The 25,685-nt window shown below is 72.1% G+C and carries 16 protein-coding genes and 1 pseudogene; 11 read left to right on the top strand and 6 right to left on the bottom strand.

Features of this window, described 5'->3' with window-relative positions; all coding sequences use genetic code 11:
- Window positions 1-108 precede the first annotated feature (108 nt).
- Complete coding sequence (locus tag ACWD4B_RS25230) at window positions 109-1,347, bottom strand: L,D-transpeptidase (RefSeq protein ID WP_451422876.1); 1,239 nt, start codon at window positions 1,345-1,347, stop codon at window positions 109-111.
- A 191-nt stretch (window positions 1,348-1,538) separates the two neighbouring features.
- On the opposite strand from ACWD4B_RS25230, the gene glgX reads away from it, so the two are divergent.
- The 4 genes and pseudogenes from glgX to ACWD4B_RS25250 all read left to right on the top strand — a co-directional run bounded on the left by glgX (window position 1,539) and on the right by ACWD4B_RS25250 (window position 10,324).
- The gene (gene glgX, locus ACWD4B_RS25235) at window positions 1,539-3,920 is read left to right on the top strand and encodes a glycogen debranching protein GlgX (protein WP_451422877.1); all 2,382 of its coding nucleotides are present in this window, start codon (window positions 1,539-1,541) and stop codon (window positions 3,918-3,920) included.
- 121 nt (window positions 3,921-4,041) lie between these two features.
- Window positions 4,042-5,838, top strand: a complete 1,797-nt coding sequence (locus ACWD4B_RS25240) for an ABC transporter ATP-binding protein (protein WP_451422878.1) — start codon at window positions 4,042-4,044, stop codon at window positions 5,836-5,838.
- Between the two features lie 20 nt (window positions 5,839-5,858).
- Window positions 5,859-7,616: pseudogene (locus ACWD4B_RS25245) on the top strand (ABC transporter ATP-binding protein); the annotation flags it as partial.
- A gap of 428 nt (window positions 7,617-8,044) precedes the next feature.
- Entirely contained in the window at window positions 8,045-10,324 is a 2,280-nt protein-coding gene (locus ACWD4B_RS25250; protein ID WP_451422879.1) for a M4 family metallopeptidase, read from the top strand.
- Between the two features lie 52 nt (window positions 10,325-10,376).
- Here ACWD4B_RS25250 and glgP read toward each other — a convergent pair whose 3' ends face one another.
- Complete coding sequence (glgP, locus tag ACWD4B_RS25255; RefSeq protein WP_451422880.1) at window positions 10,377-13,004, bottom strand: alpha-glucan family phosphorylase; 2,628 nt, start codon at window positions 13,002-13,004, stop codon at window positions 10,377-10,379.
- 653 nt (window positions 13,005-13,657) lie between these two features.
- On the opposite strand from glgP, the gene ACWD4B_RS25260 reads away from it, so the two are divergent.
- The 5 genes from ACWD4B_RS25260 to ACWD4B_RS25280 all read left to right on the top strand — a co-directional run bounded on the left by ACWD4B_RS25260 (window position 13,658) and on the right by ACWD4B_RS25280 (window position 22,762).
- On the top strand, window positions 13,658-15,652 hold the full coding sequence (locus ACWD4B_RS25260) for an alpha-1,4-glucan--maltose-1-phosphate maltosyltransferase (protein WP_451422881.1): 1,995 nt from the start codon (window positions 13,658-13,660) through the stop codon (window positions 15,650-15,652).
- Window positions 15,649-17,367 carry a maltose alpha-D-glucosyltransferase gene (gene treS / locus ACWD4B_RS25265; RefSeq protein WP_451422882.1) on the top strand — a complete coding sequence of 573 codons (1,719 nt, stop codon included), beginning with the start codon at window positions 15,649-15,651 and terminating at the stop codon, window positions 17,365-17,367. Before ACWD4B_RS25260 ends, treS begins: the two co-directional genes overlap by 4 nt.
- Window positions 17,368-17,876: 509 nt before the next feature.
- A complete protein-coding gene (locus ACWD4B_RS25270; RefSeq protein ID WP_451422883.1) occupies window positions 17,877-19,325 on the top strand; it encodes a maltokinase N-terminal cap-like domain-containing protein in 1,449 nt (482 codons plus the stop codon).
- A 360-nt stretch (window positions 19,326-19,685) separates the two neighbouring features.
- Window positions 19,686-21,872 carry a 1,4-alpha-glucan branching enzyme gene (gene glgB / locus ACWD4B_RS25275; protein ID WP_451422898.1) on the top strand — a complete coding sequence of 729 codons (2,187 nt, stop codon included), beginning with the start codon at window positions 19,686-19,688 and terminating at the stop codon, window positions 21,870-21,872.
- Between the two features lie 638 nt (window positions 21,873-22,510).
- Complete coding sequence (locus tag ACWD4B_RS25280; protein WP_451422884.1) at window positions 22,511-22,762, top strand: hypothetical protein; 252 nt, start codon at window positions 22,511-22,513, stop codon at window positions 22,760-22,762.
- A 42-nt stretch (window positions 22,763-22,804) separates the two neighbouring features.
- On the opposite strand, the gene ACWD4B_RS25285 is transcribed toward ACWD4B_RS25280, so the two are convergent.
- The 4 genes from ACWD4B_RS25285 to ACWD4B_RS25300 are packed head-to-tail and all read right to left on the bottom strand — an operon-like array spanning window position 22,805 to window position 24,542.
- Window positions 22,805-23,263 (bottom strand): MarR family winged helix-turn-helix transcriptional regulator, encoded by a 459-nt coding sequence (locus ACWD4B_RS25285; protein ID WP_451422885.1) that lies wholly within the window; start codon window positions 23,261-23,263, stop codon window positions 22,805-22,807.
- A gap of 18 nt (window positions 23,264-23,281) precedes the next feature.
- On the bottom strand, window positions 23,282-23,476 hold the full coding sequence (locus ACWD4B_RS25290; RefSeq protein WP_451422886.1) for a DUF397 domain-containing protein: 195 nt from the start codon (window positions 23,474-23,476) through the stop codon (window positions 23,282-23,284).
- A gap of 9 nt (window positions 23,477-23,485) precedes the next feature.
- Window positions 23,486-23,803, bottom strand: coding sequence for a DUF397 domain-containing protein (locus ACWD4B_RS25295; protein WP_451422887.1), 318 nt, complete (start codon window positions 23,801-23,803; stop codon window positions 23,486-23,488).
- Entirely contained in the window at window positions 23,691-24,542 is an 852-nt protein-coding gene (locus tag ACWD4B_RS25300; RefSeq protein WP_451422888.1) for a helix-turn-helix domain-containing protein, read from the bottom strand. The genes ACWD4B_RS25295 and ACWD4B_RS25300 overlap by 113 nt, the downstream gene beginning before the upstream one ends.
- Before the next feature lie 217 nt (window positions 24,543-24,759).
- Here ACWD4B_RS25300 and ACWD4B_RS25305 point away from each other — a divergent pair, with 217 nt between their 5' ends.
- Both ACWD4B_RS25305 and ACWD4B_RS25310 read left to right on the top strand, forming a co-directional pair.
- Complete coding sequence (locus ACWD4B_RS25305; protein WP_451422889.1) at window positions 24,760-25,200, top strand: ATP-binding protein; 441 nt, start codon at window positions 24,760-24,762, stop codon at window positions 25,198-25,200.
- Window positions 25,201-25,322: 122 nt separating this feature from the next.
- Window positions 25,323-25,517 carry a hypothetical protein gene (locus ACWD4B_RS25310; protein ID WP_451422890.1) on the top strand — a complete coding sequence of 65 codons (195 nt, stop codon included), beginning with the start codon at window positions 25,323-25,325 and terminating at the stop codon, window positions 25,515-25,517.
- Window positions 25,518-25,685 lie beyond the last annotated feature (168 nt).

A 25,685-nucleotide genomic window follows, 5' to 3' on the forward strand; every position in this document is an offset into this window, starting at 1 on the left:
GGCAGCGGCTGGCAGGGCACCGGCACCGGCGTCTACGTCCACGGTCCCTTCCCCGGCCGGATCCTCACCGTCGAGTTCGACGGCCCGCGAAGGTCCGTCGGACATGCCCTAACCCCCGAGCGCCGACCCCGCGCGCCACTCCTCCCAGGGCATGTTCCAGCCGCCCAGCCCGTTGTCCGGGGCCACGGTCCGCTCCCCGGAGTGGACGACCTCGACGACGTCGCCGATGAGCGAGGCGTCGTAGAACCAGCCCGCCGGGCTCGACGTGCTGCCGCCCTGGGTGTCGCGCAGCCCGATGCAGCCGTGGCTGGTGTTCAGGGTGCCGAAGGCCCCGGGCCGGGCCCAGTAGTTGCCGTGCAGGAACGTCCCGGAGGCGGTCAGGCGCATCGCGTGCGGAACATCCGAGATGTCGTACTCGCCCCCGAAACCCACCGTTCCGCCGTTCATCCGCGTCACGTCGAACTTCTCGCTGATGACCATCCGTCCGTTGTAGGTCGCGTTGCCCGGGCCGCCGGCCGTGATCGGCAGCGTCGCCATCGACCGGCCGTCGCGGACGACTTCCATGGTGTGCCGGGCGGCGTCGACCGTACTGACCTGGCTGCGGCCGACGGTGAAGGTGACGGTCTTGTCCTGCGAGCCGTAGACGCCCTCGCCGCCGTGCACGTCGCGCAGCCGCAGGGCGAGGCTGACCTCGGTGCCGGGCTTCCAGTACGTGCGCGGCCGGAAGTCGAGGCGGGTGGGGCCGAACCAGTGCGCGGCGATCTCGGCCGGCGGGTCGGAGGTGACACGGACGGCGCGTTCGACGGCGGCCCGGTCGGTGATGGGCCGGTTGAAGCCGAGCGAAACGATCATGCCGGTGCCCACGGTGCTGTGCGGCTCCGGTGTGAAGTACCCGATGAAGCGGTGCTCGGGCACATAGGTGGTGAACGTGGTGTGCCGGGCGGCGCGGTGGCCGGAGACGTCACGGGCCACGACGTCCACGGCGTAGCGGGCGGCCAGCCCGAGCGGGCCGGCCGCGGTGGGCCGCCAGGTGTGGCCGTCCGGGGTGATCCGGCCCGCCAGGGGGCGCTCACCGCCGTCCTGGGTCTCGGTGACGTCCACCCGTTCCAGGGTGCCGTGCGGGACCCGCACCTCGAACCGGGCGTCCGCGGGGACGTCCTCCGCGCGGTCGCCGGGGACGACACGGATCAGCCCTGCGGTGGGGCGCGCGTCGTCGGTGAACGCGGTCCGCGGGGCGGCCGGGGTCACCGGGGAGACCGAGGTGCACCCGCCGAGCACGGCCAGGGAGGCGAGGGCCGCCGCCAGCACGGTCAGTCCCCGTGCCGCGCGCGAGAGTCCATGTGTCACACCGGGCCCAACGACGCTCTCCCTCCCGAGAAACGTCACTGCACTCGCTTGCTGCGGCCGATCACACGTGTGAGCGCATGCGTGGATCCGGGAAGAAACCGGGGAAGACCGGGAAAGAGCGCAATCGCCGGGCCCCCGGAAGGGACGCCGGGTGCCCGGAGCGCCGTTCCAGAGCCGCCGGAGGCGAACACGTGTCGAGCGCATCCGAGCAGAGCGCGTCCGAGCAAGAGGCGCGGCAGGGCGCCGAGTTCGGCCGGAGCCCCGCGCGGCTCCCCGCGGCCGGGGGGCGGGGCTCCCGCGCGGCGGGCGTCAACGGCCGTCCCCGCCCGGCCGTCCCGGCACCGGAGCCGGGAGCGCCGGTGTGGCCGGGCAGCCCGGAACCGCTCGGGGCGCACTTCACGGTGGACGCGCACGGCGTGGCGGGGACGAACTTCGCGCTGTGGGCCGGAGGCGCGGAAGCCGTCGAACTGTGCCTGTTCGGCGAGAACGGGACCGACGGCCCGGCGGAGGGTGAAACCCGTCATCCATTGACGGAGTTGACGGACGAGATATGGCACGGCTTCGTGCCCGGCGTCCTCCCCGGCCGCCGCTACGGCTACCGCGTGCACGGCCGCTGGGACCCCTGGACCGGCGCCCGGTGGAACCCGGCGAAGCTGCTCCTCGACCCCTACGCCCGTGCCGTCGACGGCGACTTCGGCGGCCCGCCGGGGCGCCCCCGCACCGCGCTTCGCGCCGAGGTCTACGGGCACGTGCGCGACTGGCCGCAGCAGCACGTCGCCGACACCGTGCGCGACGAGCGGGACTCCGCACCCCACGTCCCCAAGGGCGTGGTGGTCGCGGACTGCGGCGACGCGGCGGACGACCGCCGCCCCGGCACCGCGTGGGCCGACACCGTCGTCTACGAACTGCACGTGCGCGGCTTCACGATGCGCCACCCCGGCGTGCCCGAGCGGCTGCGCGGCACCTACGCGGGCCTGGCGCACCCGGCGGCCGTGGAGCACCTGGTGCAGCTGGGCGTGACGGCCGTGGAGCTGCTGCCCGTCCACCAGTTCGCGCACGAGGACCACCTGCTGCGGCGCGGCCTGAGCAACTACTGGGGCTACAACTCCATCGGCTACTTCGCCCCGCACGCCGCCTACGCGGCCTCGGGCACGCGCGGCCAGCAGGTCGCGGAGTTCCGGCGGATGGTGCGGGCCCTGCATGCGGCGGGCATCGAGGTCATCCTCGACGTGGTCTACAACCACACCGCGGAGAGCAGCGAGCTCGGCCCCACCCTCTCGCTGCGCGGCATCGACAACCGCCGTTACTACCGCCTCCAGGGCGACGCCCGCCGCTACGCCGACTACACCGGCTGCGGCAACACCCTGCACGTCGCCCAGCCCAACGTGCTGCGCCTGATATCCGACTCGCTGCGCTACTGGGTGACCGAGATGGGCGTCGACGGCTTCCGCTTCGACCTCGCCGCAACGCTGGCCCGGGACATGCGCGGCACCGACGAGCCCGACGTGCGCGCGCCCTTTCTCTCCGTCGTCGCCCAGGACCCGGTGCTGCGCCGCGCCAAGCTCATCGCCGAACCGTGGGACGTGGGCCCCGGAGGCTACCGGGTGGGCGCCTTCCCGCCGCCGTGGGCCGAGTGGAACGACCGTTACCGGGACGCCGTGCGCGACTTCTGGCGCGGCGCCCTGCCCGACGTGCGCGACCTGGGCTACCGGCTCGCGGGCTCCAGCGACCTCTACGCCTGGGGCGGCCGCCGCCCCCACGCCTCCGTCAACTTCGTGACGGCGCACGACGGTTTCACGCTGCGCGACCTCGTCAGCTACGACCGCAAGCACAACGAGGCCAACGGCGAGGGCAACCGCGACGGCACGGACGCCAACCGTTCGTGGAACTGCGGCATCGAAGGAGAGACCGACGACCCGGACGTCCGCGCCCTGCGCCGCCGCCAGATCCGCAACCTGCTCACCACCCTCCTGCTGTCCACGGGCGTGCCGATGCTGGTGGCCGGCGACGAGATGGGCCGCACACAGGGCGGCAACAACAACGCCTACTGCCAGGACAACGAGACCGGCTGGGTCGACTGGTCCGCGCTGGAGGACCCGGACTGGCGAGCCGTCGTCCGCCTCTGCTCCCGGCTGCTGGCCCTGCGCCGCGCCCATCCGGTGCTGCGCAGCCGCGCGTTCTTCTCCGGCCGCCCGCAGAGCGCGCACGGCCTGCGGGACCTGGCCTGGTTCACGCCGGGCGGCACGGAGATGACCGAGGCCGACTGGTACGCCCCGACGGCCACCCTCGGCATGTACCTCTCCGGCCGCGACATCCCGCAACGCGGCCCGACGGGCGGACCGGTCACGGACGACAGCTTCCTGGTGATCCTGCACGCGGGCCCCCGCCCGGTCCGCTTCCTGCTGCCGGGCCCGCCGTGGGCGGAGTCGTACGAACTGGTGGCGGACACCTCGCGGGAGGACCAGCAGACCGCTCCCGGCAGCCGGCGCAGAGCGGGCGCGCGGACGGTGGTGCCCGCGCGTTCGGTACTGCTCCTGCGCGCGGTGCCGGCGGGCCGGGGGGTGCGTGCGTAGCGGGTACCGGGAGCGTACGGGCACGCGTCCCGCGCACGGACCGGCGCTCGCCACCGCCCGCGGCCCCGGGGGCGGAAATCCCGGTGGGCGGTGTCAGTGGTGAACCGTAGTCTCGCACCTGATGACCGGAACCCGTGAAACGACCCGCCCGGCCGAACACCGGTCGACAGTACGGTCGTTGCTGCGTCTGTGGCCCCATGTGCGGCCCGTGCACCGGCGGCTGGCCGCGGCCGCGCTGGTGACCGTGGCGGCCTCCTGCCTGAGTCTGGTGATCCCGCTCGCCCTGAAGTGGACCGTGGACGGGCCGATAGCGCGCCGCGAGCCGTCCGGGGTGTGGCTGGGCGGGCTGATACTGCTGCTGGTCGGCTCCACGGAGGCGGGGCTGTTCGGGGTGCGCCGACTGCTCGTGGCGCGGCCGCTGGCCCGGGTCGAGGCGGACATGCGGGCAGCGCTGTACGCACATCTGCAGCGCCTGCCGGTCTCCTTCCACGACCGCTGGCCCTCCGGGCAGTTGCTCTCGCGCGGGACGACCGATCTGATGCTGGTGCGCATCTTCCTGGCGTTCCCGCTGACCTTCCTGTTGGTCAACGGGGCGACGGTCGTGGTGGGTTTCACCATCCTGCTGGCGCAGGAGTGGCGGCTCGGGCTCGTCCTGCTGGCGCCGGTCGTGCCGCTGGTGGCGCTGTGCTGGTTCTTCGAGGAGCGCTACTCCCGTGCGGCGCGCACCGCGCAGGACCGGATCGGCGATCTGACGACCGTCATCGAGGAGAGCGTCCTCGGCATCCGCATCGTCAAGGGTTTCGGCCGCCACCCGGCCCTGCAGCGGGCCTTCGGCACGCTCGCGGAGCGGCTGCGCGCCACCGAGCTGCACAAGGCCGCCCTGCTGGGCACGCTCTGGGCGCTCATCGTGATCCTGCCCGAACTGGCCGTCGGCACGGCCCTGGTGCTCGGCACGCTGCAGGTCGCCGACGGGCAGCTCTCCACGGGCACCCTGGTGGCGTTCCTGTCGACGGCGCTGGCGCTGCGCTGGCCGGTCGAGTCGATCGGCTTCCTGCTCGCCCTGACCAACGAGACGGCGACGGCCGCGGACCGCTTCTTCGAGGTGATGGACGTCGCGCCGCCCGCCGCCCGGGAGCCGCGGATCCGGCGGCAGCTCCGCGCGCCGCGCCGCCGTGACGGCGGACTGCGGCTGGAGGGCGTCGAGTTCCGCTACCCCGACGCGCCGCCCGGCGCCCCGCCCGTGCTGCGCGGGGTCGACCTGCACATCCGCCGCGGCGAGACCATGGCCCTCGTCGGCACCACCGGCAGCGGCAAGACCACCCTGGTCTCCCTCATCCCGCGGCTCCACGAGGCGACCGCGGGCCGCATCACCCTCGACGGCACCGATGTCACCGCGGTGCCGCGCAGCCGGCTGCGCCAGTGGGTGGCCGTCGCCTTCGAGGAGCCGACGCTGTTCTCCGCCAGCGCCGGGGAGAACGTCCTCATGGGCGCCGACGACGCCGACGAGGAGGACCTCGACCGCGCCCTGGCCGTCGCCCAGGCCGGCTTCGTCCACGAACTGCCCGAAGGGCACCGCACCCAGGTCGGCGAGCAGGGCCTGAGCCTGTCCGGCGGGCAGCGCCAGCGGCTCGCCCTCGCCCGCGCGGTCGTCGGCAGCCCCCGCTTCCTCGTCCTCGACGACCCGCTCTCCGCGCTCGACGTGCACACCGAGGCCCTCGTGGAGAACGCGCTGCGCGAGGTCCTCGCCGACACGACGGCCCTGGTCGTCGCCCACCGCCCGTCCACGGTCCTGCTGGCGGACCGCGTGGCGCTGCTGTCGCAGGGCCGCATCACCGCCGTCGGCACCCACTACGAACTACTCCACGGCAACCGGGAGTACGCCTCGCTGATGTCCGGACCGAAGGGCACCCCACGATGAGCTCCCCCGTCGGCGACACCCCCAAGGACGCCTCCAGAGCACTGCTGCGTTCCCTGCTGGCCCCGGTCCGCGCCCGGGTGCGCACCGCGGCCGTCCTGCTGCTGCTCCAGCAGGCCGCGGTGCAGGCGGGCCCGCTGCTCGTCGCGTACGCCATCGACCGGGCCGTGCCGGCCGTCCGCCGGCACGACTACGGGCCGCTCACCGCGGTCGCCGCCGGGTACGCGCTGTGCGCCGTGGCCTCCGGCCTGCTGCAGCTCGCCTTCGTGCGGCTGGGCGCCCGGATCGGCCAGGACGCCCTGCTGGAGCTGCGCGGCCGCCTCTACCGTCATGCGCAGTCCCTCAGCCTCGACTTCCACGAGCGCTACACCTCCGGCCGGCTGATCGCCCGCGCCACCACCGACGTCGAGTCGATCCGCGAACTGCTCAACGACGGCCTGCAGGAACTGATGGGCGTCGCGCTGGCGGTGCTGTACGTCTCGGCGATGCTGCTGTACCTGGACCCGGGCATCGGCGCCGCCGCGCTGCTCTCCTTCGGGCCGCTGTCCGTACTCGTGCGCTCCTACCGGCGCCGCTCCGCGGTCGTCTACCGCAGGCGCTCCTCGGCGATGGCGGCGGTCATCGTGAAGTTCACCGAGACCATGAACGGCATCCGCCCGGTCCAGGCGTTCCGCCGCGAGGCCGCCAACGAGGCGCGCTTCGCCGTGCTCAACGAGCGGCACATGGAGGGCAACGCCCAGTCGCTGCTGGAGATGGCCCGCTATGTGGTCTCGTCCCGGCTGGTGGCCAATGCGGTGCTGGCCGCGATCGTGGTGTGGGGCGCCGACCGGGTGGCCGACGGCAGCCTGGGACTGGGGGCGCTGGCGGCGGCCGTGCTGTACCTGCGGCGGCTGTACGACCCCATCGACCGGCTGGGGTCGTTCCTCAACTCCTGGCAGTCCGCGGCCGCTTCGCTGGAGAAGATCGCCGGGCTGCTGGCCCGGCGCCCCTCCGTCCCCGAGCCGGCCGAGCCCGTACCGCTGCCCGGGCGGGCGGCCGGCAGCCCCGGCCGCGAGGTGGTCTTCGAGGGGGTGCGCTTCGCGTACCGCGCCGGGGTGGAGGTGCTGCCGCGCCTCGACCTGACGCTGAACGCCGGGGAGACGGTCGCGGTCGTCGGGTCGACGGGCGCGGGGAAGTCCACCCTCGCCAAGCTGCTGGCCCGCTTCTACGACCCCACCGAGGGCCGGGTGCTGCTCGACGGGGTGCCGCTGAGCGCGCTGTCCGGGCGGGAACTGCGGCGCGGTGTGGTGATGGTGACGCAGGAGGCCTTCCTGTTCTCCGGCACGGTCGCCGACAACATCGCCATCGGCCGGCCCGGCGCCACGGGCGCGGAGATCGAGCAGGCGGCGCGGGCCATCGGCGCGCACGACTTCATCGCCGCCCTGCCCGACGGCTACGCCACGGACGTCCGCAAGCGTGGCGGCCGCATCTCGGCGGGCCAGCGCCAGCTGGTGGGCTTCGCCCGCGCCCTGCTCGCCGACCCGGCGGTGCTGATCCTCGACGAGGCGACCTCCTCCCTGGACATCCCGGGCGAGCGGGCGGTGCAGCAGGCGATGGCCACGGTGCTGTGCGGCCGCACGGCGGTGGTGATCGCGCACCGGCTGTCGACGGTGGAGATCGCGGACCGGGTGCTGGTGATGGACGGCGGGCGGGTGGTGGAGGACGGCGCACCGGCCGAACTGGTGGCGGGGGCGGGGCGGTTCGCGGACCTCCACAAGGCGTGGCGCGAGAGCCTGGTGTAGGGCAACGGAATGGTGCCCCGCACCATGGCGCCCCGAAGGGGCGCGGGGAACTGCGCGCTCAGCCACGGCGCTCCCGCAGCCGAGGTGCTCGGGGCTGCGCCCCGGACCCTGGGCGTGGTGCGTTCGACTGCGGGCCGGTGGGGGCTTGTCGCGCAGTTCCCCGCGCCCCTTACGGGGCGCCATGGTCGCGCCCACGCGGCGGAGCCGCATATCGGCACAGCCCCGCGCCCCTTCGGGGCGCTTCCCGTTATGCGGACGGCGCCCCTCGGCCAACGAACATTTTCCGGCCAACTTCTTGACCCGCCCCTGACACTCGCTTGGTTGCGGTGGCACCCTCACCTCAACTGGCGCGGGCCACCCCCACATCCCCACTCCGGCCCGCGGCCGATCGAACCTCTCTCCATGCCCATCGGCTGAAGGAGATCAGAGTGAGATCCACCCCCCATCGGCGCGCCGTCGCCACCGGCGCCCTGGTAGCCGTGACGGCGATGCTCGCCGTCGGAGTACAGACCGGTTCCGCCACCGCCCGCCCGGAGCCCGGCGGCCAGAAGGCCGCCAAGGCCGACCCCGGCGCCCTCCCCGCCCGGCTGTCGCCGTCCCAGCGCGCGGAGTTGATACGCAACGCCACCGCGACCCGGGTGCAGACCGCCCGCACCCTCGGCCTCGGCGCCAAGGAGCAGCTGGCCGTCAAGGACGTGTCCCGGGACACCGACGGCACGCTGCACACCCGCTACGAGCGCACCTACGACGGCCTGCCCGTCCTCGGCGGCGACCTCGTCGTGGACGCGACATCCGGCGGGAAGGTCACCACCGTCGCCAAGGCCAACAAGGCCCGCATGGCCGTGGCGACGACCACGCCCTCCTTCGCCGCCTCCGCCGCCGAGAAGGACGCGGTCAAGTCCGCGGCGGCACAGGGCTCGAAGGCCACCCGGGCCGACCGGGCCCCGCGCAAGGTGATCTGGGCGGGCCACGGCACCCCGGCCCTCGCCTACGAGACCGTCGTCGGCGGCCTCCAGGAGGACGGCACCCCCAACCAGCTGCACGTCGTCACGGACGCGCGCACCGGCAAGAAGCTCTTCGAGTTCCAGGGCGTCAAGACCGGCACCGGCAACACCCAGTACAGCGGCCAGGTCACCCTGGGCACCTCGCAGTCGGGCGGCCAGTACCAGCTCAACGACGCCTCGCGCGGCGGCCACAAGACCTACAACCTGGGCCACGGGTCGAGCGGCACCGGCACGCTGTTCACCAACTCCAGCGACGTCTGGGGCGACGGCACCGTCAACGACCCCGCCACGGCCGGCGCCGACGCGCACTACGGCGCCCAACTGACCTGGGACTACTACAAGAACGTGCACGGCCGCAGCGGCATCCGCGGCGACGGCGTGGGCGCCTACAGCCGGGTCCACTACGGCAACAGCTACGTCAACGCCTTCTGGGACGACAGCTGCTTCTGCATGACCTACGGCGACGGCTCCGGCGACACGCACCCGCTCACCGCCATCGACGTGGCCGCGCACGAGATGACGCACGGCGTCACCGCGGCCACCGCCAACCTCAACTACAGCGGAGAGTCCGGCGGCCTCAACGAGGCCACCTCGGACATGATGGCCATCGCCGTCAAGTGGTGGGCCGCCAACCCCGCCGATCCGGGCGACTACATGATCGGCAAGAAGATCGACATCAACGGCAACGGCACCCCGCTGCGTTACATGGACCAGCCGAGCAAGGACGGCAGTTCCAAGGACAGCTGGTACTCCGGCCTCGGCAACATCGACGTCCACTATTCCTCGGGCCCGGCCAACCACTGGTTCTACCTGGCCTCCGAGGGCAGCGGCCCGAAGGACATCAACGGCACCCACTACGACAGCCCGACCTCCGACGGCCTGCCGGTCACCCCGATCGGCCGGGACAACGCCGCCAAGGTCTGGTACAAGGCGCTCACCGAGCGCATGACGTCCACCACCGACTACGCGGCCGCACGCGACGCCACGCTGTGGGCGGCGGGCCAGCTCTTCGGCGTCGGCAGCGACACGTACAACAACGTGGGCAACGCATGGGCCGGCATCAACGTCGGCAGCCGGCTCTCCAGCGGCGTCTCGGTCACCAGCCCCGGCGACCAGACCAGCGTCGTGAACACGGCGGTCTCGCTGCAGATCAAGGCGAGCAGCTCGACGACCGGTTCGCTGTCCTACACGGCGACCGGGCTGCCGGCCGGCCTGTCGATCGACGCGTCGACCGGTCTGATCACAGGGACACCGACCACCGTCGGCAGCAGCGCGGTGACCGTGACCGTCAAGGACGCGTCCGGCAAGACCGGCACGGTCTCCTTCACCTGGACGGTGAACTCCGCGGACGGCGGCGGCACCGTCTTCGAGAACACCACACCGGTCGCCATCCCGGACGCGGGCCCGGCCATCACCTCGCCGGTCACGGTGACGCGCACCGGCAACGGCCCGAAGGCGCTCAAGGCGACCGTCAACATCACGCACACGTACCGGGGCGACCTGCAGATCGACCTCGTCGCACCGAACGGCAAGACGTGGCGGCTGAAGAACTCGGACCCGTGGGACTCTGCGGCGGACGTCAAGCAGACGTACACGGTGGACGCTTCCGCCGTGGCGGCGAAGGGCACCTGGAAACTGCGCGTCCAGGACATGTACGCCGCTGACACCGGCACGGTGAACAGCTGGCGGCTGACCTTCGGGTGAGCCGGACGCGCCGCCTGAGCGAGGGCACCCTCGCTCAGGCGGCAACGCATGGTCACCTCATCAGCACCCCGCCATCCTCGCCGGAGGCCTCCGCCGGGACCGCCACCAAGCCCATCTCCGCCCCGCCGGCGAGCAGCCGGTGCGCCGGCAGGATGCGCACCGTGTAGCCGAACGGGCCGGTGCGGTCGAAGGTCAGCGGGCCTTCGTAGAGGCGGCGCCCGTCCAGGCCCGCCGCCCCCGTCGGCTTCAGCGGGAACGTGGCCGGAGCGGTCAGCCGGTCCGCCGGGTCCACGCGGCCCGCAACGGCCTGCACCTCCACGTCGGACGGCTCCAGCTCCCCCAGCCGGACGCTCACCCGCAGGGACACCGTCGCCCCCAGCTCGGCCGTGCCGTTCAGCGGGGAGTCCGTCACCGCCTCCACGTGGTCGACGGCCACCCCGGACCACCCGGCGCGGACCCGCGCCTTCCAGGCCGACAACTCGGCGGCGGCGGACGGGTTCAGCGCCCGCTGGGCCTCGGCCGCCGGACCGTAGAGCTCCTCCACGTACTCGCGCACCATGCGCCCGGCCAGCACCTTCGGGCCGAGGGTGGCCAGGGTCCGGCGGACCATCTCGATCCAGCGGACCGGCAGCCCGCCCGGACCCCGGTCGTAGAAGCCCGGCGTCACCTGCTGCGCCAGCAACTCGTACAGCGCGGCCGCCTCCAGGTCGTCGCGGCGGTCCTCGTCCGTGCCGGAGCCGTCCGCGGTCGGGACGGCCCAGCCGAAGTCGGGCTCGTACCACTCGTCCCACCAGCCGTCCAGGACGGACAGGTTGAGACAGCCGTTGAGCGCGGCCTTCATCCCGGAGGTGCCGCAGGCCTCCAGCGGGCGCAGCGGGTTGTTGAGCCACACGTCGCAGCCGGGGTAGAGCTTCTGCGCCATGGCCATGCCGTAGTCCGGGAGGAAGACGATGCGGTGGCGCACCCGTGGGTCGTCGGCGAACCGGACGAGCTCCTGGACCAGCCGCTTGCCGCTGTCGTCGGCGGGGTGGGCCTTGCCCGCGACGACGATCTGCACGGGGCGCTCGGGGTGCAGCAGCAGCTCCATGAGCCGGTCGCGGTCGCGGAGCATGAGGGTGAGGCGCTTGTAGGACGGCACCCGCCGGGCGAAGCCGATGGTGAGGACATCGGGGTCCAGCACGCCGTCGATCCAGCCGAGTTCGGCGGTGCCCGCGCCGCGCTCGCGCCAGGAGGCACGCAGCCGCTCGCGCACCTCCTCCACCAGCTGCTCGCGCAGGGTGCGCCGCAGCTGCCAGATGTCCTCGTCGGAGATCTCGGCGACGGAGTCCCAGCGCTCGACGCCGCCGACGCTCAGGGCCTCCTCGGCGCGGCCGATGCCGACGCGGCGGGCGCCCAGCCGGAAGACCTCGGGGGCGACCCAGGTGGGCGCGTGGACGCCGTTGGTGACGGAGGTGATCGGCACCTCCTCGGCGTCGAAGCCCGGCCACAGCCCGGCGAACATCTCGCGGCTCACTTGGCCGTGCAGGGTGGAGACGCCGTTGGCGCGCTGCGCCAGGCGCAGGCCCATGACGGCCATGTTGAAGAGGTTGGGCTCGCCGCCGGGGTAGGTCTCCAGGCCGAGGGCGAGGATGCGTCCAGGGTCGATGCCGGGCAGTTCGCCGTCGTCACCGAAGTGGTGGCCGACCAGTTCGCGGTCGAAGCGGTCGATGCCGGCGGGCACGGGGGTGTGCGTGGTGAAGACGGCGCCGGCCCGCACGCTCTCCAGCGCGGCGTCGAACTCCGCGCCCTGGCTGGTGAGTTCGCGGATGCGCTCCAGGCCGAGGAAGCCGGCGTGGCCCTCGTTGGTGTGGAAGACCTCGGGGGCCGGGTGTCCGGTGAGCCGGCAGTACGCCCGGACCGCCCGCACGCCGCCGATGCCCAGCAGCATCTCCTGCAGCAGCCGGTGCTCGCTGCCGCCGCCGTAGAGCCGGTCGGTGACGTCGCGCTCGCCGGAGGCGTTCTCCTCGACGTCGGAGTCCAGCAGGAGCAACGGCACCCGGCCGACCTGCGCCTGCCAGATGTGGGCGAGCAGGCGCCGGCCGCCGGGCAGTGCGAGGGTGACCCTGCTGGGGGTGCCGTCGGGCTCGCGGAGCACGGCCAGCGGGAGCTCGTTGGGATCGAGCAGGGGGTAGTGCTCCTGCTGCCAGCCCTCGCGGGAGAGGGACTGCCGGAAGTAGCCGTGCCGGTAGAGCAGTCCGACGCCGATGAGGGGAACTCCCAGGTCGCTGGCGGCCTTCAGGTGGTCGCCGGCCAGGATGCCGAGCCCGCCGCTGTACTGCGGGAGGGCGGCGGTGATGCCGAACTCGGGAGAGAAGTAGGCGACGGCGGCGGGCAGCCCCGCCGGCTGTTCCTGGTACCAGCGGCGGCCGGTGACATAGTCCTGCAGGTCGTCGGCGGCGGCCGCGAGGCGCCGCCGGAAGCGGCGGTCCCCGGAGAGGGCCGCGAGGCGGTCGGCGGAGAGGGCGCCGAGCAGGCGCAGCGGATCGCCGCCGGCCGCACGCCAGCCCTCGGGGTCGGCGGACTGGAAGAGTTCGCGCGTCTCGGCATGCCAGGACCAGCGCAGATTGCGCGCCAGTTCGCTGAGCGGTCGTAGGGGCTCCGGAAGGACGGGGCGCACGCTGAATCGACGAATGGCCTTCACTCCCCCGACGGTAGCGCCGCACCGCCCGGCGGCAGGGCCCAAGCCGCCAAGTACCCTCGTCCGCCTGACGCGGCCTGACTTCTCCTGGCCCTGACGGGGTGCGCCGGGCGGTCCGTTGCGCCCGTCCTGGCTGGCCCGGCTGCAGCGAGCGGAATAGCGAAAAGGTACTAGGCGAAAATACGCCGCGCGTACACCAGGGGACTCGAAGGCCAAAACCCGCTACGGCCTTCGAAGGCGAAGTCGGGGCAGGGTTCCCTCATTCGGCTGCCGGAAGCCTCCTTTCGTCACATTGCACACGGTCGGCCCAGCGGGGAGACTCCGTACGGGTGACGGGGGTACGGCCACCCTCCCCACGCGGTGCCACGCGAACTACGCACGAGTAGTTCATACGGACCCGGCATGCCGGGCGGGGGCCGGTGGGAAAGCTCATCCGGTATCCACGGGCGGCCGTCCGTCGCCTTTACTCCGGCTACTTCAGCGCGTTGTCTCCGCCCACCCGAGTGAACGCGGACAGGAGCACTCATGCCCGCACTCCGCCGACGGCCGACGGAACGGCTAGAAAGAGCAGAACCCGCCGGATCCGCACGGCGTCCTCCCGGTTTCCCGGATCGGCCCATTCCCCTTCCGCCAGCGTCGAATTCCCAGGTGATCCCATGATCGGCCGCATTCCCGTCCTCGACCTCGCGCCGCTCGTCGACTGCGGCCGACGACCGGTCAAGGCCGTGGTGGGAGAGACCTTCGAGGTGACCGCCACGGTGTTCCGCGAGGGGCACGATGCGGTGGGGGCGAACGTGGTGCTGCGGGACGCCCAGGGCCGCAGCGGGCCGTGGACGCCGATGCGGGAGCTGGGCCCGGGCAGCGACCGGTGGGGCGCGGAGGTCGCGCCCGACGGCGAGGGCCGCTGGACGTACGCGGTGGAGGCCTGGAGCGACCCGGTGGCGACCTGGCGGCACCACGCGCAGATCAAGATCCCGGCCGGGATCGACACGGACCTGGTGCTGGAGGAGGGCGCCCGGCTGCACGAACGGGCCGCCGCCGGAGTGCCGAAGAAGAGCGGCCGCGAGGCGGTGCTGAGCGCGGTGGACGCCCTGCGCGACCGCGGCCGGCGCCCCGCCGACCGGCTCGCCGCCGCCCTGGCCCCCGGGGTCACGGCCGCGCTGGCCGCGTGGCCGCTGCGCGAACTGGTCACCGTCAGCAGGCCCGTTCCGGTGCTGGTGGAGCGCGAGCGGGCGCTGTTCGGCGCGTGGTACGAGATGTTCCCGCGCTCGGAGGGCGCGGTGGTGGCGGAGGGCAGCCGGCCCCGCAGCGGTACGTTCCGCACGGCCGCCGAACGGCTGCCGGCAATCGCCGCGATGGGCTTCGACGTCGTCTACCTCCCCCCGGTCCACCCCATCGGCACCTCGTTCCGCAAGGGCCCCAACAATGCGCTCGCCGCGGGCCCTTGGGACGTGGGCAGCCCCTGGGCCATCGGCTCCCCGGAGGGCGGGCACGACGCCCTGCACCCGGATCTGGGCACCTTCGAGGACTTCGCGCATTTCGTGTCCCGGGCGCGCGAGCTGCGCATGGAGGTGGCGCTCGACTTCGCGCTGCAGTGCTCCCCCGACCACCCCTGGGTGGAGAAGCACCCGGAGTGGTTCCACCACCGGGCCGACGGCTCCATCGCCTATGCCGAGAATCCGCCGAAGAAATACCAGGACATCTATCCCCTGGCCTTCGACGCGGACCCGGAGGGACTGACCGGGGAGACCCTGCGTGTACTGCGCTTCTGGATGGAGCGCGGGATCCGTATCTTCCGCGTCGACAATCCCCACACGAAACCCGTGGCGTTCTGGGAGCGCGTGATCGCGGAGATCGGGCGCACGGATCCCGATGTCGTCTTCCTCGCCGAGGCGTTCACCCGCCCCGCGATGATGCGCACCCTGGGCGCGATCGGCTTCCAGCAGTCGTACACCTACTTCACCTGGCGCAACACCAAGCACGAGATCACGGAGTACCTGACCGAACTCTCCGGTGAATCGGCCGCATTCATGCGCCCGAACCTGTTCGTGAACACCCCCGACATTCTGCACGCCCATCTCCAGGACGGCGGCCGGCCCGCCTTCGCGGCGCGCGCGGTGCTGGCGGCGACGCTGAGCCCGGCCTGGGGCGTCTACGCGGGATTCGAGCTGTGCGAGAACACGCCGGTGCGCGAAGGCAGCGAGGAGTACCTCGACTCCGAGAAGTACCAACTGCGCCCGCGCGACTGGGAGAAGGCCGAGCGCGAAGGGCGCAGTCTCGCCCCGCTGCTCACCGCCCTCAACCGGCTGAGGCACCGTCACCCGGCCCTGCGCGGACTGCGCAGTCTGCGCTTCCACGGCACCGACAACGATGCCGTGCTCGCCTACTCCAAGCGCTCCGGCAGCTCGTGCGTCCTGGCGGTCGTCAACCTCGACCCCCACCACACCCAGGAGGCGACGGTCTCGTTGAACATGCCGGAACTCGGCCTCGACTGGGGCGAGTCCGTGCCGGTGCGCGACGAGCTCACCGGAGAGACCTATCACTGGGGCAGGGACAACTATGTGCGCCTTGAGCCGGGCCGTGCAATGGCGCCTGCGCACGTGTTCTCGCTGCGACCGTCCTCACCGATCGGAGGGTCACCCACACCATGATCGTCAATGAGCCCGTCCAGGACACGTTCGAGGACACTCCCGCGAAGGACCGGGATCCCGACTGGTTCAAGCGCGCCGTCTTCTACGAGGTGCTCGTACGCTCGTTCCAGGACAGCGACGGTGACGGCATCGGCGACCTCAAGGGACTCACCGCCAAACTGGACTACCTGCAGTGGCTGGGCGTCGACTGCCTCTGGCTGCCGCCGTTCTTCCAGTCGCCGCTGCGGGACGGCGGCTACGACGTCTCCGACTACACCTCGGTGCTCCCGGAGTTCGGCGACCTCGCCGACTTCGTGGAGTTCGTGGACGCGGCGCACCAGCGCGGGATGCGCGTCATCATCGACTTTGTCATGAACCATACGAGCGATCAGCACGACTGGTTCCAGCAGTCGCGCTCCGATCCCGACGGCCCCTACGGCGACTACTACATGTGGGCCGACGACGACAAGCAGTACCCGGACGCGCGCATCATCTTCGTCGACACCGAGACGTCGAACTGGACCTTCGACCCGGTGCGCAAGCAGTATTACTGGCACCGCTTCTTCTCCCACCAGCCGGACCTCAACTACGAGAACCCGGCCGTGCAGGAGGAGATCCTGGCCGCCCTGCGGTTCTGGCTGGACCTCGGCATCGACGGCTTCCGGCTGGACGCCGTGCCGTACCTGTTCGCCCAGGAGGGCACCAACTGCGAGAACCTCCCGCAGTCGCACCGGTTCCTCAAGCGCGTGCGGGCCGAGATCGACGCGCACTACCCGGACACGGTGCTGCTGGCCGAGGCCAACCAGTGGCCCGAGGACGTCGTCGACTACTTCGGCTCCTTCGAGAACGGCGGCGACGAATGCCACATGGCGTTCCACTTCCCCGTGATGCCGCGCATCTTCATGGCGGTGCGGCGGGAGTCGCGCTACCCCGTCTCGGAAATCCTGGCCAAGACCCCGGCGATCCCGTCCGGTTGCCAGTGGGGCGTCTTCCTGCGCAACCACGACGAGCTCACGCTCGAAATGGTCACGGACGAAGAGCGCGACTACATGTGGGCGGAGTACGCCAAGGATCCGCGGATGCGGGCCAACATCGGCATCCGGCGCCGGCTGGCCCCGCTGCTCGACAACGACCGCAACCAGATCGAGCTGTTCACCGCACTGCTGCTGTCCCTGCCGGGGTCGCCGATCCTGTACTACGGCGACGAGATCGGCATGGGCGACAATATCTGGCTCGGCGACCGGGACGCGGTGCGCACGCCGATGCAGTGGACCCCGGACCGCAACGCGGGCTTCTCCTCGTGCGACCCGGGCCGGCTCTACCTGCCGACGATCATGGACCCGGTCTACGGCTACCAGGTGACGAACGTGGAAGCGGCGATGTCCTCGCCGTCCTCGCTGCTGCACTGGACGCGCCGGATGATCGAGATCCGCAAGCAGAACCCGGCGTTCGGCCTCGGCTCCTACACGGAGCTGCAGTCGAGCAACCCGGCGGTGCTGGCCTTCCTGCGCGAGCACGGTGACGACCTGGTCCTGTGCGTGAACAATTTCTCCCGCTTCGCACAGCCGACCGAGCTGGACCTGCGGACGTTCAACACCCGGCACCCGGTCGAGCTGATCGGCGGCGTCCGCTTCCCCGCCATCGGCGAACTGCCGTACCTGCTGACCCTCGCAGGCCACGGCTTCTACTGGTTCCGTCTGCGCCGCAACACCCCGGCCGCGGTCGTCGGCCACTGAACCACCCCTGTGCGCGGCCCGACCGCGCACAGGCGTTTTCCCGCTCCGACCCTGGGAACCCCTACTACTACGCACGGGCCGGGCCGAAGAGATCGCATCCGCACACACGGGCCGTTGTCGCTGACCGTACGGACGATCCTCGCCCGACACGTCCCGCACCGCGCACTGGACAAAGCCGCAATCCGGGACACTTTGCCCAATCTGTCGTGTGCCCGGGGAAAGGACGCGACGTCATGTCGGACGCACCCAGGCCCCTGGCGGGGGGCCCTCGGGGAGTAGGAGCACCTGCCGAGGTCCCCGCCGAGCAACCCGATGCCCACAACGGGCTGCGGCCACCGCCCGGGCTCCAGGGGCCCACCGGGCACGTGCCGCGCGCCCCGTCGGCGGGCGGCCCTCCCGATGCCCCCGGGGGGCGACCACGCCCCGTCGGGACGGAACCCGCACCGCACCCCGCGCCCGAGGCGGGCCCACGGGCGGACGCCGGTCCGGCAGAGGGCAACCCGCCACAGATGCCCGTCGCCGCCGAGGGTGCCCTGCTCCGCGGCGACGGCCGGCCGCAGGCCCTGATGGATTCGCTGGCCCCGCTCATGCGGGAATGGCTGCCGCGGCAGCGGTGGTTCGCGGGGAAGGGACGGCCCATCACCGGGTTCGCCCTGGTGTCCGCCACCGAGCTGCTGCCCCGGACCCGTGGCGGGACGGCCCCGGGGCTGCTGCACCTGCTCGTCCGGGCCCGGCAGCCCGCGGCCCCCGGCCAGGGCCGCGGCACCGAGGACTGCTACCAACTGCTGCTCGGCGTCCAGGACATGCTGCCCCCGCAGCTGGCCCCGGCCCTCATCGGGCGTCCGGCCGACGGGCCCCTGCACGGCTGCACCCTCTACGAGGGGCTCGCCGACCCCCGGCTCGCCGCGCTCCTGCTGGAGCGGCTCCGGATGCCCGGCCGGCTCGGCCCGCTCCGTTTCAGCCGCGAAGCGGACGCGGCCATCCCGTCCGGTCTCACCCCACGCCTGTTGGGCGCCGAACAGTCCAACTCCTCGGCCGTGTACGGCGAAACGTATATCCTCAAGCTCTTCCGCCGGGTCGGCCCCGGCACCAACCCCGACCTCGAACTCCCCCGTGCACTCGCGAACACCGGCTGCTCGCGCGTCCCCGCGCCCGCCGCCTGGTTCGAGGCCGAGCCGCCCGGCCCGTCCGGCGCGGAGCCGATGACCCTGGGCGTGCTCCAGCCCTACCTCCCCGGCTCCGCCGACGGCTGGCAACTGGCCCTCGGCGCCCTGGCCGTGCGCGCCGACTTCACCGCCTCCGCGCGCGCCCTCGGCCACGCCACGGCCGAGGTGCACCTGGCCCTGGCCGAGGCCCTGCCCACCGTCGTGCTGCGCCGCCCGCAGCTCGAACGTCTCACCTCCGCCATGACCCGGCGCCTGGATTCCGCCGCCGAGGCCGTGCCCGTGCTGCGCCCGTACCGGACCGCCCTGCGCGCCGCCTACGAGGAACTCGCCGCGCTCGGCCGGGCCGGACGCACCTGGCACGCCCAGCGCATCCACGGCGACCTGCACCTCGGCCAGGCGCTGCGCACCGCGGCGGACGGCCGCTGGTCGCTCATCGACTTCGAGGGCGAGCCCGCCCGCCCCCTGGCCGAGCGGCGCCGGCCGCAGCCGGTCGCCCGGGACGTCGCAGGCATGCTGCGCTCCTTCGACTACGCGGCGGCCGTCGGCCGCGCGACCGGCACCGACTGGGCGCAGCGCGCCCGCGACGCCTACTGCGAGGGCTACGCCGCCGTCCACCACGACCCCCGCGAGGACCCCCGGCTGCTGCGGGCCCACGAGACCGACAAGGCCGTCTACGAGGTGCTGTACGAGGCCCGGCACCGCCCGGACTGGCTGTCCGTCCCGATGTCCGCGATCCACCGCCTCGCCGGGACGCCGTCCGACCGCCGCGCCCCGGGCCCCGACCCCGTCTGACCGCACATCCCCTGGGAGGACCACCCCGTGACCGCACGACCCCCGTCCGGCCCCGTCCCCTGCGACTCCGCCGGGGTCCCCGTCCCGGCGACGTTCCTGCCGGCCCGGCCCGGCGCCGTACCGAGGCCCTCGCGGGCGGCGGAGCCGGATCCGGGTCCGGCTCCCGTTCCCGGTCCGGACCCGGGTCCCGACGGACCCCGGTCGCACCCGGAGCCGCACCCGGAGCCGACAGCATCGGCCCCGGCTCCGGTACCGGCCCCGGCCCCTCCCCCGCGCCGGGCTCCTTCAACTCCCGTCCTCCGCCGCCCGGTTGCCCCGCGCCCGGAGGCGACCCCCGGCGGCACCCGGCCCGCCGACCCCCTGCCCGACGCCGACCGCGCACGCCTGCTGCACGGCGCGCATCACGACCCGCACGCCCTGCTGGGCGCCCACCATGTGCCCGGCGGGGTCCTCTTCCGCGCCCTGCGCCCCTACGCGCACGCGGTGGCGGTCACCGCCAAAGGGCTCCGGGCGGAGCTGTTCGACGACGGGGACGGGCTGTTCTCCGGCGTCCTGCCGCTCAGCGAGATCCCCGACTACCGGCTCGTGGTCGTGTACGACGGGACCGACGAGGCCGACGACACCGAACTCCACGACCCGTACCGCTTCCTGCCCGCCCTCGGCGAGCTCGACCTGCACCTGATCGGCGAGGGCCGGCACGAGGAGCTGTGGCGGGCGCTCGGCGCGCACCCGATGGTGCACGAGGGCGTGAGCGGCACGCGGTTCACGGTGTGGGCGCCCAATGCGCAAGGCGTGCGCGTGGCGGGCGACTTCAACTACTGGGACGCCACCGGGCATCCCATGCGCTCGCTCGGCGCGACCGGCGTGTGGGAGGTGTTCCTGCCCGGCGTCGGTGAAGGTGCGCTCTACAAGTTCCAGATCGTCCGCCCCGACGGCTCGCACACCCTGCGCGCCGACCCCATGGCCCGGCGCACCGAGGCCCCGCCCGCCACCGCGTCCGTCGTGCACGTCCCGCACCACCGCTGGCAGGACGGCGCCTGGATGGAGCGCCGCGGCGAACGGCCCGTCCACGAGGCCCCGTTCTCCGTCTACGAGGTGCACCTGCCGTCCTGGCGCCCCGGCCTCGGCTACCGACAGCTGGCCGAACAGCTCCCCGCGTACGTCAAGGACCTCGGTTTCACGCACGTGGAGCTGCTGCCGGTCGCCGAGCACCCCTTCGGCGGCTCGTGGGGCTACCAGGTCACCGGCTTCTACGCCCCGACCGCCCGGCTGGGCACGCCCGACGACTTCAAATACCTGGTGGACGCCCTGCACCGGGCGGGCATCGGGGTGCTCGTCGACTGGGTGCCCGCACACTTCCCCAAGGACGACTGGGCGCTGGCCGCCTTCGACGGCCGCCCGCTGTACGAGCCCCAGGACCCGGTGCGGGCGGCCCATCCCGACTGGGGGACGCTGGAGTTCGACTACGGGCGCAAGGAGGTCCGCAACTTCCTGGTGGCGAACGCGGTCTACTGGTGCGAGGAGTTCCACGTCGACGGCCTGCGCGTGGACGCCGTCGCCTCGATGCTCTACCTCGACTACTCCCGCGAACCGGGCCAGTGGACCCCGAACGTCCACGGCGGCCGGGAGAACCTCGACGCGGTCGCCTTCCTCCAGGAGATGAACGCGACGGTCTACCGCCGCTGCCCCGGCGTCGTCACCGTCGCCGAGGAGTCCACCGCCTGGGACGGCGTCACCCGCGCCACCCATCACACGGGCCCCGGCGGCTTCGGCGGGCTGGGCTTCGGCCTGAAGTGGAACATGGGCTGGATGCACGACTCCCTGCAGTACATGGCCAAGGAGCCGGTGCACCGCAAGTACCACCACGGCGAGATGACCTTTGCGATGGTGTACGCGTACAGCGAGAACTACGTGCTGCCCATCTCGCACGACGAGGTGGTGCACGGCAAGCGCTCGCTGGTGTCGAAGATGCCGGGCGACTGGTGGCAGCAGCGCGCCGACCACCGCGCGTTCCTGGCCTTCATGTGGGCCCACCCCGGCAAACAACTGCTCTTCATGGGCCAGGAGTTCGCCCAGGGGGCGGAGTGGTCGGAGAGCCACGGCCCGGACTGGTGGCTGCTGGACCCGTCGTACGCGGCCGAGGCGGACCACCGGGGCGTACGGGACCTGGTACGCGACCTCAACGAGCGCTACGCCGCCACGCCCGCGCTGTGGCAACGGGACACCGTGCCGGACGGCTTCGAGTGGGTCGACGGCGATGCGGCCGAGGACAACGTCCTCGCCTTCCTGCGCTACGACGCGGGACGCTCGCCGCTGCTGGCGGTCTGCAACTTCTCCCCGGTCGTCCGGCACGGCTACCGGCTGGGCGTACCGGCCGGGCACGCGATGTGGGAGGAGATCCTGAACACGGACGCGACCCGGTACGGGGGCAGCGGGGTCGTCACCCCGGACCCGGTGAAAACGGAGGCGGTGCAGAGCCATGGGCGGTCGGTGAGCGTGACGCTGACGTTGCCGCCGTTGGGGACGGTATGGCTGCGGCCGGGGTGAGGGACAGCAGATGGCCCCGGACCCACTCCAGTGGCCCGGGGTCGCCCACGCTACCTCAGCAGCCGCACCGGGCACGAATCCCGAACTTCCTTTGCCAACCACCAGATTGACACCCTCGGCTGGGTGTACAGTCGCGTCAGCGCTTCGAGAGCGCCCCCTTTCACGAGGTCCCTCCATCGGGGCACCTGCCCCAGGGTGCCCCGCTACTGGGCTCCCTCCGGTGCGGCCACCGGCCATGGCCGCAACCCGTTGAAGGGGGGCGCCAGTGGGGCGTCACCGTAGGAAACCACGTCACGAGCGGATTGCAGCAGTGATCCGGGAACTCTGGAGGTGGTGTACCGGACGGTGACTGTCAGTCCTCCGAGAACCTGAGGACTGACAGTCAAGAAACCGTCTAGCTACGGTTCGCCCTCGCCTGCGGTGGCCTCCGTGGGCGGGGGCGTCTTTGTTGCGGTACCGCTGCTCCACGCTATCCCAGCCACCGCCCCGCACGCGAGCCCCTCCACCCGGCCCCGTTCACCCGTTCGGGTGTATGCCAACGCCGTGCCGACCCGCCCCCGCCCCTCCCGAATCGCGCGCGGCCGGCCGCGGGACCACACTTGCCGTCCCTGGCCGCTCGACTCGAAGGGAGCAGAGCGATGCGATTCACCCGACCACTCGCCGTCACCGCGGCCGCCGTGTGCGGCACGCTCGCGCTCGGTGCAGGCCCGGCTGTTGCTGCTGCCACGCCGCAGGCGGTGCCCACCGCCCTGGCGAACGACCCCTGGCCGCCGGGTACCGGCGACGACGACTCGTCGACACCGGGCCTCGACGACAACGACGCCCTGGATCAGTTCCTGAACCCGTTCCTCGACGTCGACGGCGCCATCGCGAACGCCCTGGCGAGCTGAACGGCCGCTGCCGGGCCGGAACTTCGGCCCGGCAGCAACCGATCACCCCCCGACGTTGCGGATCATCCGCTGCAGGACGGTGAGCACGGCGGCGTACCCCTCGTCCGTGATGCCGTCGTGGACCTCCGAACGCGCCTGGGACATCAGCTCCTTGACCCGGACCCTGGCCTCACCCCCCGCCTCCGTGAGCGTGAGGCGGCCGGCGCCGTCGGCGGCGAGCCAGCCGCGGTGCAGGAGGCCGTCGACGGCATGGCCCATGTCGTCGGGACCCACGCCGTACGGGAAGCCCTCCGACCGGACACAGAGCTCCTCGCGGGTGAGGCCGTGTTCGGCACCGCCGATGTGGACGAGCGTCCACCACTGCGGCTGGGTGACGTCCACCCGGGCCAGCACGGCACGCGTGTACGCGAGAATCGCCTCGGTCGCCGACCAGGTCCAGTAGGCGGCGGGCTGGGCGACCAGGGCGGGAACGTCGAGGTCTTCGGTGGTTCGGTTCGTCATGGCCCCGACGTTAGGAACTCAACCGAGGTTGAGGTCAAGGGCACCTCTCTTGACTCCGCACACGAGCGCACGAAGCTTCTTCCGCCCGGCGGCCACGATGACTTCCGGAGTGTCGCTCTCACGCAAGTGGACCACCCCGGCCACCCGGGCGATTTCTATGCAATCAGCCGTTTCCGTCGAGAAGGATGATTTTTGCCACCGGATATCCGACATGCTGCACCTTCATAATTGAGGACGGGCGTCCAGCTGCGTTTTGACGGCCGCAAGAAGTGCCCGAACCTGGGCCGCTCCGGCCCTGATCACCACAATCGGCGTATCGCCTTCGCGTATCGCTATGCGACCACTGCTCCTGCAGAGTTCGACACAGTCGTCCCGGTCGCTCGAGAAGGACGACTTCTGCCATGGGGATTCGGACATGCTCTCGCCTTCACAGATCCTTGGCGACTCTGGCGATGAAGTCGCACGATTCCTTCGGCGGCAGGGCGGTCTCCACCGTGCGCTGCAGGATCCTCCGATAGTTCTCCAGATGCGCGTCCGCATCCAGCAGAACGGACCCGTGCGCAGTGTCCAGCGCAACCGTGTCGAGTTGCGGCACCGGACCGGCAGCAAAGGTCAGCGAACTGTGAGCGCACGGGAAGGCACCGGCGGCGAACGGGATGACGCGAATCGAGACGCCTGAGTGAGCGCTCACTTCGCTCAGCCTCTCCAACTGGCGCCGCTGCCCATCGACTCCCGGGAAGATCATGCGCAACGCCGCCTCGTGAATCACGAACGTGCACGGTGTCGCCGGACTCCGCTCCAACACCCGCTTGCGGTGCATTCGATGCGAGACCCTGCGCTGAATCTCCAGAGGAGACAGCTCCGGGACCGTCTGCCCGAACACTGCGCGAGCGTATTCCTCGGTCTGCAGCAGGCCGGGGATGTAGACGACTTGCACAGACGTCAGGCGGACGGCGTGGTGTTCCAGCTCCGCGAGATCCAGAGCGCTTGCGGAGAGGATTCCACGGGAGTCCTCCCACCACCCCCTGACGCGTTCCTCGGCCAGGTTTGCGAGCGCGTCGACATAAGCGCGGTCGGGTGTGGCGTAGATGTTCGCCAGCGCCCTGACGCGCTCCGCACTGACGCCGAGGCGGCCCGCTTCGGTGTTGCTGATGCGGGTGCGGTCTGCACCCAGCTGCTTTCCGGCCTCGGCAACGCTGAGCCCCGCATGCTCCCGCATCTTGCGCAGCTCCGCACCGAGCCTCCGCTGCCTGGCGGTCGGCGCCGCTCTCGGTGGCATGTCGACCCTCCCCTGGTCCTGACGCACAGTGTTGCGCGCAACCACTCACGGGTCCACTCGTTGCACTGGTTACCCGCAGCAGTTGCACACGTGCATCGCGTCACCCTATGGTCCGTGGCACGTCGCGCAGCGCCGCTCGAAGACCTCGAAGTGGCGGAACAAGCACGCCTGTTGATGCTGCGCAGCGGATCATCGAATCGCGTCGGGAGGCAAAGCCATGGGTACGGCCACGCTCAGCAATTCCTGCACCGACTCCGCCGACAGCCCTGCGGAGCTCTACCAGTTGACCGTCCCTGCGAGGCCGGCCTCCGCCCGACTTGCGCGAGAGTTCGTCTCTGCCACCCTCGTGGCAATCGATCACCGATCGGCGATCGAGAACGCCCGCATCTGCGTATCCGACACCGTCACGAACGTCGTCACCCACGCCCGCGTCCCCACCCTCACCGTCGAAGTGACCGCCCACGATCACCGCATCGTCATCGCCGTCCGCGACAACGACCCGCGCCGCATGCCCTGGTCACGCCTCCCCGGCCCCGGCGACGAGAGCGGGCGTGGACTGGTGCTCGTGCGCCACCTCTCCCACGCCTCCGGCGTCAGCTGGATCTGGGACGGGCTCGAACTCGTGGGCAAGCAGGTGTGGTTCGAGCTGCGCCCTTGATGATGGGCGCCCCACCGGGCCCCCGCACGCCCTCACCCACAGGAGTGGGCAAACGTGCGCTCCGCGGCGTACGGGGCAGCCTCCGGGCTGGCCCGTCCCCGACTCCCCTCCAGGAGCGCCGCGTGAACAACTTCCGCCGCATCGCCACCGCCGCCAGCGCCGTCGCTGCCCTCGCCTTGGGTGGCATCGCGCTTGCCGGTCCCGCACAGGCCGATGGCCACCCTGCCCACGACAACTGCCACTGCCAACAGGGCGCCAGCGATATGGTCTTCACCACCGTCGAAGGCGTCGTCGTCACCGTTGCCGGCGTGGTCTGACCGCCCGCCCCGGCTTCACAGCCGTCCGCCGCCCGGAACCGATTCCCGGGCGGCGGGGCCGTCAAGCTCGGCTCAAGCCGCATGCACCCCAAGAGACCGCAACACCCCGGGCGGCACATCAACCTGTTCCAGTTCGTCGGCCAGTCGCAGGGCATGGTCGGCAGCAGA

This window comes from Streptomyces sp. NPDC002536 (assembly GCF_053594995.1).

Coding starts and splice junctions, on each gene's coding strand:
- ACWD4B_RS25240 (WP_451422878.1), top strand. CDS start 4,042: ATGACCGGAACCCGTGAAACGACCCGCCCGGCCGAACACCGGTCGACA.
- ACWD4B_RS25260 (WP_451422881.1), top strand. CDS start 13,658: ATGATCGGCCGCATTCCCGTCCTCGACCTCGCGCCGCTCGTCGACTGC.
- treS (WP_451422882.1), top strand. CDS start 15,649: ATGATCGTCAATGAGCCCGTCCAGGACACGTTCGAGGACACTCCCGCG.
- ACWD4B_RS25270 (WP_451422883.1), top strand. CDS start 17,877: ATGCCCGTCGCCGCCGAGGGTGCCCTGCTCCGCGGCGACGGCCGGCCG.
- ACWD4B_RS25280 (WP_451422884.1), top strand. CDS start 22,511: ATGCGATTCACCCGACCACTCGCCGTCACCGCGGCCGCCGTGTGCGGC.
- ACWD4B_RS25285 (WP_451422885.1), bottom strand. CDS start 23,263: ATGACGAACCGAACCACCGAAGACCTCGACGTTCCCGCCCTGGTCGCC.
- ACWD4B_RS25290 (WP_451422886.1), bottom strand. CDS start 23,476: ATGTCGGATATCCGGTGGCAAAAATCATCCTTCTCGACGGAAACGGCT.
- ACWD4B_RS25295 (WP_451422887.1), bottom strand. CDS start 23,803: ATGCGGACGCGCATCTGGAGAACTATCGGAGGATCCTGCAGCGCACGG.
- ACWD4B_RS25300 (WP_451422888.1), bottom strand. CDS start 24,542: ATGCCACCGAGAGCGGCGCCGACCGCCAGGCAGCGGAGGCTCGGTGCG.
- ACWD4B_RS25305 (WP_451422889.1), top strand. CDS start 24,760: ATGGGTACGGCCACGCTCAGCAATTCCTGCACCGACTCCGCCGACAGC.